The 15,137-nt window shown below is 70.7% G+C and carries 6 protein-coding genes and 1 riboswitch; of the genes, 4 read left to right on the top strand and 2 right to left on the bottom strand.

The window, feature by feature from the left end; translation table 11 throughout:
- The first annotated feature begins 193 nt into the window (after positions 1 to 193).
- The 4 genes from AB0J86_RS09630 (at position 194) to AB0J86_RS09615 (ending at position 12,095) form a co-directional block, all read left to right on the top strand.
- A complete protein-coding gene (locus AB0J86_RS09630) occupies positions 194 to 8,800 on the top strand; it encodes a DNRLRE domain-containing protein (protein WP_363855140.1) in 8,607 nt (2,868 codons plus the stop codon).
- Positions 8,797 to 9,258, top strand: coding sequence for a hypothetical protein (locus AB0J86_RS09625; protein WP_363855138.1), 462 nt, complete (start codon positions 8,797 to 8,799; stop codon positions 9,256 to 9,258). The genes AB0J86_RS09630 and AB0J86_RS09625 overlap by 4 nt, the downstream gene beginning before the upstream one ends.
- Positions 9,259 to 9,300: 42 nt before the next feature.
- Complete coding sequence (locus tag AB0J86_RS09620; protein ID WP_363855135.1) at positions 9,301 to 10,092, top strand: DUF4184 family protein; 792 nt, start codon at positions 9,301 to 9,303, stop codon at positions 10,090 to 10,092.
- A 164-nt stretch (positions 10,093 to 10,256) separates the two neighbouring features.
- Positions 10,257 to 12,095, top strand: coding sequence for an AfsR/SARP family transcriptional regulator (locus tag AB0J86_RS09615; RefSeq protein WP_363855133.1), 1,839 nt, complete (start codon positions 10,257 to 10,259; stop codon positions 12,093 to 12,095).
- A 160-nt stretch (positions 12,096 to 12,255) separates the two neighbouring features.
- On the opposite strand, the gene glyA is transcribed toward AB0J86_RS09615, so the two are convergent.
- Together glyA and AB0J86_RS09605 are read right to left on the bottom strand one after the other, a co-directional pair.
- Complete coding sequence (gene glyA, locus AB0J86_RS09610) at positions 12,256 to 13,524, bottom strand: serine hydroxymethyltransferase (RefSeq protein ID WP_363855130.1); 1,269 nt, start codon at positions 13,522 to 13,524, stop codon at positions 12,256 to 12,258.
- Between the two features lie 23 nt (positions 13,525 to 13,547).
- Positions 13,548 to 13,633, bottom strand: a riboswitch (ZMP/ZTP riboswitch).
- A gap of 129 nt (positions 13,634 to 13,762) precedes the next feature.
- Positions 13,763 to 14,785 carry a LacI family DNA-binding transcriptional regulator gene (locus AB0J86_RS09605; RefSeq protein ID WP_363855127.1) on the bottom strand — a complete coding sequence of 341 codons (1,023 nt, stop codon included), beginning with the start codon at positions 14,783 to 14,785 and terminating at the stop codon, positions 13,763 to 13,765.
- Between the last annotated feature and the right edge of the window lie 352 nt (positions 14,786 to 15,137).

The raw sequence follows: 15,137 nt of genomic DNA, 5'->3' as shown, positions 1-15,137 counted from the left end.
ATACGCCTCAGCGTGACCATGGGAGCGCCGACCGGCAGGCGGTGTGGGAATCGGTACGGGCCGACCTCACCGGTCGCTTTCGACCGCTTCGCCGGAGCTACTTTTCCGGGGTATCGAGAAAATAGCTGATCGTGTATGTCCACCTCCTAGCGTCCACCTGTCGTATCTGCTTCCTGACAAAGGGTGACGGGCGATGGGGAGACTGCGCGGGGTCCTGGTCGGCGTGCTGGCGCTGGCGTTGGTGCTCACGGTTGGTGGGATGGAAGGGCTGCCGCGCGGCGCGTCAGCCCCGCGGACACCCTCGGCGGGCGCGGACGAGGGCCCGGGTCTGCTGTCGCGCTTGAACGGCGCGGCGCGCGGCCTCGTGGGCGGCTCGGGCCGGTCCAGACCGGAGCCGGTGAGCGCGGGGCTGGCGGTGGAGCAGCACGCGCCGGCGGGGAAGGCGTGGCCGCCGGAGAAGCGCGTCAGGGAGCTGCCCGAAAAGCGTACGGCGAACGCGCGGTACTTCCAGCTCTCGGACGGACGGGTGCAGGCGGAGGTCTCCGCCGGGCCGGTGCACTACCGCGACGCGAAGGGCCGGTTCCAGCCGATCGACACCACGGTCCGGGCTACGGGTCGGTCCGGTGTCGCCGCGGTCAACGAGGCGAACGCCTTCGTCAGCAGCTTCGGTGACCGGTCGGACCGGCTGGTGCGGTTCGAGCAGGACGGCCGCCGCATCGAGCTGGGGCTGTCGGGCGCCGCGCGGGGCGCGGTCCCGAAGGTCTCCGGGTCGTCGGTGACGTACCCCGGCCTGGCGCACGGCGCCGACCTGGTGTACGAGGTGACGCCCACGGCGTTGAAGGAGAAGGTGGTGCTGGCCGCGCCGCCGCCGGGTCCGGTGTCGTACACGTTCACGCTGGACACGACCGGTCTGGTGGCCCGGTCGGCCGCGGACGGGTCGATCGAGTTCGTACGGCCGTCGGGCGGCGCGCCGCGCTACGTGATGCCGGCGCCGTTCATGTACGACAGCAAGGACGACGCCTCCTCGCCGCACGGGAAGGTGTGGAGCGACAAGGTCTCCCAGCGGATCTCCCAGGCGAACGGGCGGACGACCGTGACGTTGTCCGCCGACGGCGCGTGGTTGCGGGACCCGGCCCGGCGGTATCCGGTGGTGATCGACCCGACGATCCGGGTGCAGCCGGTTCCGGACGACGCGCGCGGCATGCGGATCTACTCGGGTGCGCCGACGACCAACTACAACCGCCCGGACGGCCTGTACCAGCTGCCGGTCGGCACCGACTCGTCGCAGACGTGGCGGTCGCTGGTGAAGTTCCCCTCCCTCAACGGCGTGGTGCCGGCGGGGACCGCGCTGGACGACGCGCGGCTGGAGATGTTCTACTCCCGGACCCTGGAGTGGGCCTACGACGTGCCGCTGGAGGCGCGGCGGGTGACGGCCCCGTGGGACCCGAGCACCGTGACCTGGCAGTCGGTCAACGGCAGCTACGACACGTCCCAGGCGGCGGCGAACGTCGTGACGGTCGACGACGGCGACGCGGGCAGCTCGGCGGTGGGGACGTGGACGCTCTCGTCGAACCCGGACCTGTCGCCGTTGGCGGTGAACGGGGACTACCGGTTCAACAGCGACGCGACGACGGGGCACACGTACACGTGGACGCCGACGATCCCGGTGACCGGCGACTACGAGGTACAGGTCCACTTCACGTCGGAGTCGGACCGGCCCGCCAAGGCGCCGTACACGGTGTACTTCGCGGGCGGGTCGAAGCAGTACGAGATCGACCAGACGACGCCGCCGGGCCGGGGGCTGTGGCGGACGTTGGGAACCCACCGCTTCAACGCGGGGACCACGGGCCGGGTCGTCCTGGGTGACGTGGCGAGCAAGTCCGTGATCGCGGACGCGGTGCGGTTCGTCAAGGGCGGTGCGGTCAAGAGCCGCGCGGTGTCGAGCACCTGGATGTCGTTCCCGGTACGCAACGTCGTGCAGGACTGGGTGAACAACGTCCAGCCCAACTACGGGTTCATGCTGAAGGCGACCGACGAGGCGACCAAGGGCCGGGGCGGTCCGATCTTCGAGGCGTCGGTCTACGCGTACGAGAACGACCGGCGGGACTACAACCTGCCGAAGCTGATCCTGACGTGGGGTCGGCAGGGGGTCGCCGTGAACCCGCCGACCACGATCACCTCGACCGGCGCCCTGCTGGACTGGCCGGCCTACCAGGATCCCACCCCCACGGTCGTCGACGGTACCGACGCCGTCGAGTACCAGGTGCACCGCAGCGTCCACCAGGTCTTCACGCCGTCGGCGGCGACGCTGGTGGCCCCCGTGTCGACGGGAACCCTCTCGTACCAGGACACCACGGCGACGCCGACGGCGGCCGACGAGACGGATCCGCTGAAGCGGCAGTTCTACTACTACATGGTGGCGGTGAAGACCCGCGACGGTCAGCTGATACCGGGTCCGACGCAGTCGGCGATGTTGCCGAAGGCCGGTCAGGTCACCAGGATCTACCGGTCCGGGGTGACGGACACGACGCTGTCGGCGAAGCTGCCGGACAAGAACGTGGACGTCTACGACGGCGACCCGTACGTCTCGGCGGGCAACAACTCGTCGCTGTACGGCGACACGCGCGGGCTGGTGAGGTTCCCGAACCTGACGGGCATCCCGGCGGGCGCCCAGGTGACCGGCGCGCAGCTGCGGATGTGGAACACGTTCCTCGATCCGGGCACGGACACGGACGAGTGGGTCGACGTCTACAAGTTGACCCAGGCCTTCGTCGAGCGCGAGGCGACCTGGAACCGGGCGAGCGACGCCACCGCGTGGACGCCCGGCGGTGCGTACGACCCGAGCTGGTCGGCCGGGTTCAACGGGTTCACCAACGACCCGGAGTGGGAGCGGTGGACGGTCACCAAGCCGGTGCAGGACTGGCTGGCCGACCCGTCCAAGAACTTCGGCTTCCTGTTGAAGATGCGCGACGAGGTCAACCAGACGGCACGGGCGATGCTGCTGTCGGCGCAGGCGGACGAGCCGCTGCTGCGCCCGACGCTGGAGGTCACCTACCTGGAGCCGACCGCCGAGTCGACGTACTACGCGCCGGTGACGCCGGCCCAGCTGGCGCCCGCGAGCACGTACACCGTGCCGGTGACGGTGTCGAACCCGACACTGTCGGCCTGGAAGGCCAGCGAGTGGGAGCTGTCGTACCAGTGGGCGCGGGCCGACGGGGTGCCACTGGCCGACACCTCCAGCCAGGTGGCGACGCCGCTGTCGAAGGACGTCCTGCCCGGCATCGCGGTCGACGTCGCCGCGCAGGTGAAGACCCCGCCGCCGAGCGTCGAGGGCAACAAGCGCACCGACTACGTGCTGAAGTGGCAGCTGCACAACAAGAGCAGCGGCAAGTGGCTGTCGGACATCACGCCGGCGATCCAGCCGCTGCCCCAGAACGTGGCGGTGGAGGAGCCCACCTCCGACCAGTTGGGCCTGGAGAAGTTCTACTCGTACGCGGGGAAGAACACCGGTGCGGGCGGCACGCTAATGAACAACCTGTACGCCGGTAACACGGTGTGGTCGTACAACGCGTTCAGCAACCCGGGCCGCGGGCTGTCCACGTTCGTGCGGCTGGCGTACAACTCGCTCGACACGTCCGACACCGTGGCCGGCTACGGCTGGTCGTTGCAGGCGTCCTCGCTGATGCGGCTCGGTACGCCGCTGGACTTCCACCCGAACCCGAACCCGACGAAGGTGACCCTGACCGACGGTGACGGTACGAGCCACTGGTTCACCTGGGACGCGGCCACGAGCCGATGGGTCAGCCCGAAGGGCGTGCACCTGTACCTGCAGAACCTGGTGCCGTGCGACAACAAGACGGAGGAGTCGCGGGCCTGGGTGATGACCAGCCCGGACCGGACCAGGTTCTACTACGACTGTGACGGGTTCCTGTCGTCGGCGGTGGACAACAACGGTAACGAGATGGTGTTCACCTACGAGGAGCGGAAGTCGAACAACAAGCCGACCAAGTTTCTCAAGTACCTGACCGACCCGGCGGGCCGGCGGACGCTGACGATCGACTACTACGCCAAGGGCGACAGCTACGACCTCATCAACGACGTCACCTGGACCCGGCAGTCGGCGACAAACCTGACCAACCCGCACATCATCGACCACGTCAAGCAGATCACCGATATCTCGGGCCGGAGGCTGACCTTCGCGTACACCGACAAGGGCCTGCTCGGTGAGCTGGTCGACGGCGCCGGCTCGACCGACGGCGCGCCGAAGGTGTTCAGCTTCGCGTACGACATGACGCAGGGGAACAAGAACGTCAAGCTCGTGCGGGTCACCGACCCGAACCGGAAGTCGACCGGCCTGGACTACTACGCCCCGCAGACCGGCGACGACCCGAAGTTCCACTGGGCGACCAAGACGTACACCGACCGGCTCGGTTACCCGACCGCGTTCGCGTACACGGATCCGGACGGGCCGCAGGGGAACACGATCAACACCACGGTCCGGGACGCGGAGAACCACACGACCGGGTACGTGATGGACGGCTACGGCCGGCCCACCCAGACCACCAACGCCAAGAACCAGACCACGAAGCTGGGTTGGGACGACGACCACAACGTGGTCCGCCTCGAAGAGGCGAACGGGGCGGTGTCGACCTGGTCGTACGACCAGAAGACCGGCTACCCGACGGAGGTCAGGGACGCCGAGGCGGTCCGTCGCGGCACGCCGGGCACGGTGCTGACCTACCAGTCGCAACTCGACGGGTACGTCGCCGACCTGGCCACCAAGACCAGCCCCGAGGGACGGAGGTGGGCCTTCGGTTACACCACCAACGGCGATCTCGCCTCGGTGACTGATCCGATGGGTGCCACCACCCCCACCAACCCGGACGACTACACCACCCGGTACGAGTACGACCAGTACGGGCAGCGCACCAGGGAGATCGACGCCAGGGGCAACGCCACCCTCAACGGCGACTTCGACGACAACGGCTACCCGAGGGTGATCACCGACGCGGAGACGAGGCAGACGAAGTTCGCCTACGACGTGCGTGGCCAGGTCCTCTCGGTCACCGACGCGCTGCTCAAGACCACCACGCAGACGTACGACACCTTCGGTCGCCCGAAGGAGAACCGGGTGCCGCTGGACCAGGCGGCCGGGAAGTTCATCGTCACCCCGCCGCCGGCCTACGACGCCAACGACAACGTCCTGCGCTCGACGGCGCCGAACGGTGCGGTCTCGACGGCGGTCTACGACGAGGCGGACCAGCTCAAGTACAGCCTCGCGCCGGTGGACGTGGCCGGCGACCCGGAACGGAAGACGTCGTACACCTACGACAAGGTCGGCAACCTGCGCACCACGACCGAGCCGAAGGGCAACCTGAGCCCGGAGTCCGGCGACTACGTCACCACGAGCGGGTACGACGAGATCTACCAGCTCACCTCGGTGGTCAACGCCAAGGGCCAGAAGATCAGCTACGAGTACGACAACGTCGGCAACGTGACCACGGTGGTCGACCCGCGGAAGAACGCGACGACGGACACCGCCGACTACACCACGAAGCTGGAGTACGACTGGGCGCACCGGGTCACCAGGACCACGGACGCGCTCGGCAAGTACACCAGCAGCACGTACGACCGGGACGGTCTGGTCACCGCGACCACCGACCAGCTCGGCAACACCGTGACCACGGTGCTGGACGCCCGGGGCAGGCCGACCGAGGTGAAGGTGCCGCACGAGGACGTGGCCGGCACGATCACCTACCGGACCACGCGCTACGAGTACGACGAGGTCGGCAACCAGACCAGGGTCATCTCGCCGCGGGGCGTGGCGACCACGGACGACCCGGACGACTTCGCCCAGGTCACGGTCTACGACAAGCTGAACCGGGTCAAGGAGGTCCGGACCGCGTACGACAAGGACGACGCCCGGTACACCACGGCGGACGTCACCACCTACGAGTACGACGAGGTGGGGCGGCTCAAGACCCTGTCGGCGCCGCCGTCGTCGGGCGAGTCGGTGCGCAACGACACCACGTACACGTACTTCGACAACGGCTGGACCCGCAGCAGCGGCGACCCGTGGGACATCGTCACCTCCTACAGGTACGACGACCTCGGCGCGCAGACCGAGCGGAAGGTGACCTCGGCCGGCGGGTCGTCGAACCGGGTCATGACCTGGAGCTACTTCCCGGACGGCAAGCTCGCGACCCGGGCCGACGACGGGGTACCGGTCGGGCAGCAGGTGGTGCTGGTCGACAACTCCGACTTCAACAACACCACCGCCACCGGTACCTGGCCGACGGCGAACACCGCCACCGGCAGGTACGGCACGAACTACGCCACCCACGCGGCCGGCACCGGCGCCAACACCCACACCTGGCAGCTGAACGTCCCGCAGGCCGGCAGCTACGAGGTGTTCGTCCGGTACCCGCAGGTCACCGGCGCGGCCACCGACGCGAAGTACACGGTCAACCACAACGGCGGCAGCACCGTCAAGACGGTCGACCAGACCACCGGGAGCGGCACGTGGGTGTCGCTGGGCTCGTACAGCTTCGCCGAGGGCAACGCCCAGAAGATCAGCCTGTCGGATCAGGCCGGCGGTACGGTCGTCGCCGACGCGGTCAAGCTGGTCCGCGCCAACGCGGGCGAGGTCGACAACGAGAAGCAGGACTACTCGTACCGGTACGACCCGAACGGCAACCTCACCACCATCACCGACAACAGCCCCGGCGCTCGGGTCGACAAATACGACGTGACGTACACCGGGTTGAACCAGGTCGACACGGTGACCGAGCTGAAGTCCGGTGGCACGGTGAACACCACCTCGTTCACGTACAACGAGAACAGCGCGCCGGCGACCACGAAACACGACGAGCAGTACTCGGTCTACGAGTACGACCCGCGGGACCTGGTCTCCAAGGTCAGCGTCGGCAAGTCGGTCGCCGACGTGGACCCGAAGGTGACGACGTACACGTACACCGACCGGGCGGAGCGGCTGCGCGAGGTGAAGGGCAACGGCAACACCGTCGACTACACCTACTACCTCGACGGACTGCTGAAGACCGAGGTCGAGAAGAAGTCGAACGGGACCCCGGTCTCCGACCATTCGATCGACTACGACCTGAACGGCAACCCGTCCCGGGATACCAACACCAAGATGAACGCCGACAACCACGCGGCGACCATCACCACCCAGTCCGACTACACCTACGACCCCCGGGACCGGGTGGCGCGGGTGACCAAGACGGGGACGGGTGCCGGGACCGAGACCTACGTCCACGACGCCAACAACAACGTCGTCAGCCAGACGCTCAAGGGCGTCACCACCACGTACAACTACGACCGGAACCGGCTGCTCACCAGCTCGGCGGGCGGGGCGACCGCCTCGTACAACTACGACCCGTTCGGACGCCTGGACACGGTCACCTCGGGCGGTACCGTCCTGGAGCGCAACGTCTACGACGGCTTCGACCACGTGGTGGAGAACCGGAAGACGAGCGCCGGTGGCACGGCGACCACGAAGTTCACGTTCGACCCGCTGGACCGGACGACGACGAAGACCACGGACGCGGGTACCGCGAAGCAGAAGACGACCACCTTCAACTACCTGGGGCTCTCCAGCGAGGTGCTGGACGAGGAGGCCGCCGGCAAGGTGACCAAGTCGTACCAGTACTCGCCGTGGGGCCAGCGGCTGTCGCAGGTCACGCACAAGGACGACGGCACCGAGGAGGACGGCTACTACGGGTACAACCCGCACACCGACGTCGAGCAGGTGACCGACGAGAACGGCGACACGAAGGCGACGTACGGCTACACCGCGTACGGCAGCAACGACGACGCCCAGTTCACCGGCATCGACAAGCCGGATGCCGGCGACCCGACGAAGGAGCCCTACAACGCGTACCGGTTCAACGCGAAGCGGTGGGACCAGGGCTCCGGCAACTACGACATGGGCTTCCGCGACTACAGCCCGGGCCTGAACCGCTTCCTGTCCCGCGACAGCTACAACGGTGCCCTCGCCGACATGAACCTGGGCATCAGCCCCTTCACCGGCAACCGGTACGCCTTCGCCGGCGGCAACCCGATCTCCAACGTCGAGGTGGACGGCCATGACTTCGGAGACATCTTCGCGGGTGTGGTGGCAGCGGTCGGGGTCGCCGTGGACGTCACCAGCAGTGCCTTGTTCGGGGACGACAAGGACCTCAACCTCCCGCCCATCTCGGAGCAGCTGTCGCACACCGCCACCGTCCAGGAGGTGTCCGACCAGGCGGGGGTGGACCCGCGGACCGTCATGGGCCTGCTGTTGAAGGAGGGCAACCTGCGGGCGATCGGCGGGAACGGCGCCCGCAACTGGGAAAGAGCGCAGGTCCAGCTCGCCCGGCTGGGGCTGTACCCTGGTACCCCGTCGATCGGAATGGGCCAGATGCAGGAGCAGACGTTCAAGGACACGGCTGCCGCGCACCCCGACGTCTTCGAGGGACGCAGCTGGGAAGAAATGATCGACGACGACGAACTGGCGATCACCGCGATGGCCTACCACGTCGCGGATCTTCAGAAGGCGTTGGCCGGGGTGGAAAACAATTCGAGCCTGCGCAGCGACCAACTGATCGCGGTCGGGTACAACCAAGGGGTCGACAACATGATCGAGATGGCGCAGACGGGCCAGGTGAACGCCGACGCGCAGAACTACGTGTACGGTCGCGACGTGCGGCCGGGCTACGACTTCTTCCGCGGCGTCGCCGAGGACAGCTTCGCGACCCGGATCTTCCCGTACCGTTCGTTGTTCCAATGGCCGGTCCTGTGAGGGTCGGAGCCGGCGGGTGGGCCGCGCTGGCGCCGTGCGTGATCCTGCTGCTGGCGACCACCGGTTGCCAGGGCGGGCCGGACCGGCAGGTCAGGCGCTGCGCGGATGCGGTTGCCATCGCGGGCCACGCCTCGGGAAAGCCGTACGACGACCATGACTGGATCGGGGTTCCCTTCGTCGGGCCGGTCACGACCGACCCGGTCGGGGCGATCTCGACGACCGCTCCGAGCGGCCGGCTCGACCTGGTCCCCGGCGGCGACGTTCCGATCGCGCCGTATCGGCTCGTCGGCAAGGGATCGCTCCGCATGGCGGACGGTACCTGCGCCGTGCACGTCAAGAACCTCGAACGGGGCCGGCGTCCACCGGACGGGCTGGGTCTCACGGCCGCGCAGACCTCGTCCATCGAGAGCGGCCAGAGCGAACTCGTCGTCGTCATGGTGGGACCGGCCGCGTCCTGATGCCGGTGGCCGCTCGGTCCTACCCGGAGGTTTGGCTTCCTCGTGCCGTTGACGTTCCCCTCCCACCTGGCACCCGTACTGCCGTTGAAGCTGTGGCGGCCCCGGTGGTTCGACGGCGTCGCGCTGGTCTGCGGTGCGGTCGCCCCCGACCTGAGCTACGTGGCGACGAACGGGCGCGGCGACCTCTTCGCCGACACGCACGCGCTCCCGGCCCTGCTCTGGTGGTGCCTGCCGGTGGCGCTCGCCGGGACCTGGCTCCTCCGGCGCTCGGCCGGGACGATCGCGGCGCACCTGCCCCGGAGTCGGTGGTTCGCGTGGCGGGACTACGGGGTCCTCGGGTCCGTGCGGCACCGGTGGTGGATCACGGTCGGCTCGGCGCTGCTCGGAGCCGCCACCCACGTCGGCTGGGATTGGCTCACCCACACCGACGGCTGGTTGTCCACCCTCTTCGGGGTGCACTGGTACGAGGCGACGGGGGTTCCGTGGTGGACGGTGTCGGACCTGACCAGCACGGCCGTCGGCGCGCTCGTCACGGTTCTGCTCGCGGCCCGGATCGGCCGGCGCCGTCTGCTGCTGGCCGGTGCCGCCCCGCCAGCCCGACCGGTACCGCGGCGACCGGGCGTCTTCTGGGGCGGCGCGGCGGTCGTGGCGGCGGTCGGCTGCGCGGCGCTGCCGCACCTGCCCGCGGCCGGTCTCCTCGCCGCCACCGTCGTACGGATCCTGTGCGTGTTCGCGCTGGCGCTGCTCGCCGGCGCCCTCGCGGTGCGGGTCGTGACCGCGTCGCGGCCGGCGCCCCGTACGGGCCGGTCGAGCGGCGCGGTCCGTCCCGACTGAAGGCGGGTCACGATTTCCGCCCGTAGCGTCCGCGGCCCGCTTTTTGTCACACCCGCACGCCCGATTTGCCGACTGACTCTTCTCACGATCGTCGGGCATCCACATTTCTTGATGCGCATTCCGCCGGCCGCCTAGGGTGATGATCATCAAGCGGGGGAGTCGTGATGCGCATCGAGATCCGGTTGCTGGGCGCCGTCGAGGTACGGGTCGACGGCCGGCCGGCCGTACTGGGCCCGGCCAAGCGGCAGGCGGTGCTGGCCGGGCTCGCACTGGAGCACGAGCGGCAGGTCTCCCTGGAGCGGCTCGCCAGCATGGTCTGGGCCGGGCAGCCGCCCCGGTCCATGGTGGCCAACCTCCGCACGCACGCCGCCGCCCTGCGGCAGGTGCTCGGCGACCGGGTCGTGGCCGGGCCCGGGGCGTACCGGCTGCGGATCGGGGCGGGCGAGCTCGACGCCGACGAGTTCACCGCGCTGGCCGGCGCGGGTCGGGCGGCGCTGGCCAAGGACGACCCGAGCTCCGCCGCGTCGAGCCTCACCGCCGCCCTGGCGCTCTGGCGCGGCGCGGTGGCGGGCGAGCGGCTGCGCTGCGGCCCCGTGCTGGAGGCGCACCTGGCGGCCCTCCAGGAGCAGCGCCGCCAGGTCTTCGAGGACCTGGCCGAGGCGCGGCTGGCGCTGGGCGAGCACGCCAACCTGGTCCGGCCGCTGCGGCAGTACCTCGCCGACCATCCGTTGCGGGAACGGGCCTGGGCCCAGCTGATGCTCGCCCTCTACCGGGGCGGGGACGTCGCCGGCGCGCTCGACGCGTACCGCTCGGCCCGTACCGTCCTGGACGAGCAGCTCGGCCTCGAACCCGGTACCGAGCTGGCCGCGCTGCACCGCGCGGTGCTGGACCGCGTCCCGCCGCCCGCCCCGCACCGCGCCGTGGCGGAGACGTCGCGCCCGGCGTCGGCTCCGCCCGCGGGGGAGGTCGCGACCACCGCCGCCGGCCCGCCGGTCGTACCCCGGGAGCTGCCGGCGGACCGGGCGCGGCTCGTCGGGCGGGGCGCCGAACTCGACCAGCTGCTGACGGCGGGCCGGGCGGCGGCCGGTGTTCCGGCGGTGGTCGCGATCTCCGGACCGGCCGGAAGCGGCCGCTCCGCCCTCGTGGTGCGGGCGGCGCACCTGCTCGCCGCCGATTTCCCGGACGGGCAGATCTTCATCGACCTCGGCGGCCACGGCTCGACCCCCGCCGCCGTGACCGCCGACCGCCTGGTGGCCCGGGCGCTGCGCGCCCTGGGCCCGCCGCCCGGCGGGCTCCCGCCGCAGCTGGACGAGCTGACCGGCTGGTACCGGTCCCGGTTGGCCGGCCGCCGGGTGCTGGTCGTGGTCGACGACGTGTGGCACGCCGACCAGGTACGCCCGCTGATTCCGGCCGAGGCCGGATCCGCGCTGCTGCTCACCTCGTGGCGACGCCTCGGCGCCCTCGACGGGGTGCGGCGGGTGCCCGTGGGGCCGCTCGCCGTCTCCGACGCGGAGGCGCTGCTCGCCCGGCTCGCCGGCGCGTCGCGGGTGGCCGCCGATCCGGCGGCCACCGCCGAGCTGGTCCGGCTCTGCGGCGGGCTGCCGCTGGCGCTGCGGATCGCCGGGGCCAGACTGGCCGGCCGGCCCGGCTGGAGCGTCGCGATGCTGGCCGAGCAGCTCACGGACGAGCGGTACCGGCTCGACGGGCTGACGTACGAGGGGTCGTCGGTCCGGGACAGCGTCGCGCGTGGCTACCACGCGGCGCGGCTGGACGACGCGCTGGTCGAGCCGATGTTCCAGCTGCTCGGCCGGGAACCGTCGGGCGCGACCGCGCAGGAGGCGGCGGCGCGGCTGGGGGTGCCGCCGTTGCGCGCCTGGCGATCGCTGGAAGGGCTGGTCGACGCGCACCTGGCGGTCGGCGAGGGGTCGGGACGGTACCGCCTGCCGGCCCTGCTGCGCCAGTACGCCGACGAGCTGGCCGCGCCGCAACTCGCCACCGCCTGAGGCCGCGGCGGCCGGGCGGTTCGACCGCGGAGGCGGGTGGGGCCCGCCCGGCCCGGCGAAGACGTCACGCCTGACGGGATTCGCCGGGCCCGGCGGGCCCTACCGCTGCCGCAACGGTGGCGGGCCCTACCGCTGCCGCAATGGAGGCGGGAAGCGGGCGCTACGCGCGGGCGAAGCCCGGCATCGGGTACCCGGCGAGCAGGTCCGACACCTCGCCGGCGATCCGGTTCAGCGTCGCCTCGTCCTCCTTGACGGCGGCGCTGACGGCCTCGTCCATCCAGGCCGCCACCTGCGGCATGTGCTGCTCGGTCAGGCCGCGGGTGGTCAGCGCGGCGGTGCCGAGCCGGATCCCGGACGGGTCGAAGGGCTTGCGGGTGTCGTACGGGACGGTGTTGTAGTTCAGCTCGATGCCGGCCCGGTCCAGCGCCTGGGCGGCGGGCTTGCCGCCGATGCCCTTGGCGGTGAGGTCGGCCAGGATCAGGTGGTTGTCGGTACCGCCGGAGGAGAGGGCGAAGCCCCGCTCGGCCAGCTCGTCGGCGAGCGCCTTGGCGTTGGCGACGACCTGGTGGGCGTACCGGCGGAAGTCGTCGGTGGCCGCCTCCTTGAGCGCCACCGCGATGCCGGCGGTGGTGTGGTTGTGCGGGCCGCCCTGCAGGCCCGGGAAGACGGCCTTGTCGATCGCGGCGGCGTGCTCCGCGGTCGTCATGATCATGGCGCCGCGGGGACCGCGCAGCGTCTTGTGCGTGGTGGTGGTGATGACATCCGCGTGCCCCACCGGCGACGGGTGCGCCCCGCCGGCGATCAGACCGGCGATGTGGGCGATGTCGGCGACCAGCACGGCGCCGACCTCGCGGGCGATCTCGGCGAAGCCGGGGAAGTCGATGGTGCGTGGCACCGCCGTGCCGCCGCAGAAGATCACCTTGGGCCGCTCGCGGCGGGCCAGGTCGCGGACCTCGTCCAGGTCGATCCGCCCGGTCTCCTGGGAGACGTTGTAGCGGACCGGGGTGAACCACTTGCCGGTGGCCGAGACCGACCAGCCGTGGGTGAGGTGCCCGCCCATCGGCAGGGCCATCCCCATCACCTTGTCGCCGGGGGAGAGGAAGGCGAGGTAGACGGCGAGGTTCGCGGGGGAGCCGGAGTACGGCTGCACGTTGGCGTGGTCGACCTGGAACAGCTCGCGGGCCCGGGCGATGGCCAGCGACTCGATCTGGTCGACGAACTGCTGGCCCTCGTAGTAGCGCCGGCCCGCGTAGCCCTCGGAGTACTTGTTGGTCAGCACCGTGCCGCTCGCCTCCAGCACGGCGGTGGAGACGTAGTTCTCGGAGGCGATCAGGCGCAGCTTGTCGTGCTGGCGCTGCGCCTCGGCCTCGATCAGGCCGGCGAGCTGCGGGTCTACGGCGGTCAGGCTGGGGATCGGTGGTACGTGCACGGCGTCCTCCTGGCTCGGCTCTCGACGTACACCCAGGCGCGCGGTGCACGGTCCACGGTCGCTCCCCGGTGGTCGCTTCCACCTCGCTGCGCCAGTCGCGAGTACGAGGTCGATGCTATCGGGTGCGCCGGCCGGAGCCCGGCCCGACGTGGCCGCTTAACCGGTTCAGTCCGAGGTGTCAGTCCCGCCGATCTAGGGCAAATCGTGGTGATTGAAGATTAAACTACGGGGATTTGCCCTAGATCGACGGGCGGGGCGGTGCCGTGCTGCCCCGGGGCGTGAGGTGCGCCGTCTCGTCCTGGTACGTCCCCACCGGGCCCCCGGCCACCAGCGCGAGCAGCCGCCGGGCCGCGTGCGCGCCGTACGCGGGGATGTCGCGGCCGAGCGCCGTCAGCGGCGGATGCACCAGCTGGCAGAGCGGCGAGTCGTCCCACGCCACGATGGAGAGGTCGGCCGGGACCGCCAGCCCCATCTCCTGGGCGACCGAGAGCCCCGCGATCGCCATCACGTCGTTGTCGTAGAGGATCGCGGTCGGCCGGTCGGCGGCGCTGAGCAGCCGGCGGGTGGCCCGCGCCCCCTCCTCGCCGGTGTAGTCCGACGGCACGGTGACGGCGTGCTCCAGGCCGGCCCGCCCGCAGACCGCGGCGAAGGCGTCGGTGCGCCGCTCGGTGTGGAGCAGTCCGGGCAGTCCGCCGACCCGGGCGATCCGCCGGTGCCCGAGCGCCACCAGGTACTCCACCGCCTCCACCAGCGCCGCCGCGTCATCGGACCAGACGCTCGCCAGCCCGCCGGTGTGGCCGGGACCGCCGATCACCACGGCGGGCAGTTGCAGTTCCTCCAGCGCCGCCACCCGCCGGTCGTCGACCCGCAGGTCGCAGACGAGGACGCCGTCCACCCGCCGCTCGCCCCACCACCGCCGGTAGACCGCGATCTCGGTCTCCTGCTCGCTGACGATCTGCAACGTCAGGGCGTACGAGCGCGCGGAGAGTTCGGCCTCGACCCCGCTGATCAACTCCATGAAGAACGGTTCGACGCCGAGGATCCGGGCGGGGCGGCAGAGCGCCAGGCCGATGGCGTTGGCGGTCGCCCCGGAGAGGGCCCGCGCCGCGCTGTTCGGGTTGAACCCGATCTCCTGGGCGATGGCGAGGATGCGCTGGCGGGTCGCCTCGGAGACCCCCGGCTGGCCGTTGAGCGCGTACGAGACGGCACCCTTGGAGACCCCGGCCCGTCTGGCGATGTCCGCGATCGTGGGCCGTTTCACCGGTGCTCCTCTTCTGCTGGATCGGCCCGGACGCGGGCGGGGGCCGCTCGGGCGCCTGCCGCCGGCGGTACGCCTGGCGCTGGGTGTCTGGACGCTACCGCACCGGAGGCTCGACGCGGGCGCCGGGCGCCGTTGCTTGCGCGGTTAAGCGTACCGGTCGTACGGCTTCCGCGGCGGCCCACAGCCGTCCGCCCGCGCTCCCGGGTGCGCTGTGGAGCGCTCTACCGAGCAGTTTCGTGCGTCGGCCCGGGGCGGAGATCACGCCTTGGTTGCGCCATTTAGCCGCCATTGACATGCCCAGGTGCCGCCCGTACCGTGGCCTCACTTATCCGGTTCAGTCAACGTTTCTCGA

Source organism: Micromonospora sp. NPDC049559 (genome assembly GCF_040676675.1).
Lineage (GTDB): Bacteria > Actinomycetota > Actinomycetes > Mycobacteriales > Micromonosporaceae > JBFAPK01.
This window is presented reverse-complemented; position numbering and strand designations above follow the sequence as displayed.

Coding starts and splice junctions, on each gene's coding strand:
- AB0J86_RS09630 (WP_363855140.1), top strand. CDS start 194: ATGGGGAGACTGCGCGGGGTCCTGGTCGGCGTGCTGGCGCTGGCGTTG.
- AB0J86_RS09615 (WP_363855133.1), top strand. CDS start 10,257: ATGCGCATCGAGATCCGGTTGCTGGGCGCCGTCGAGGTACGGGTCGAC.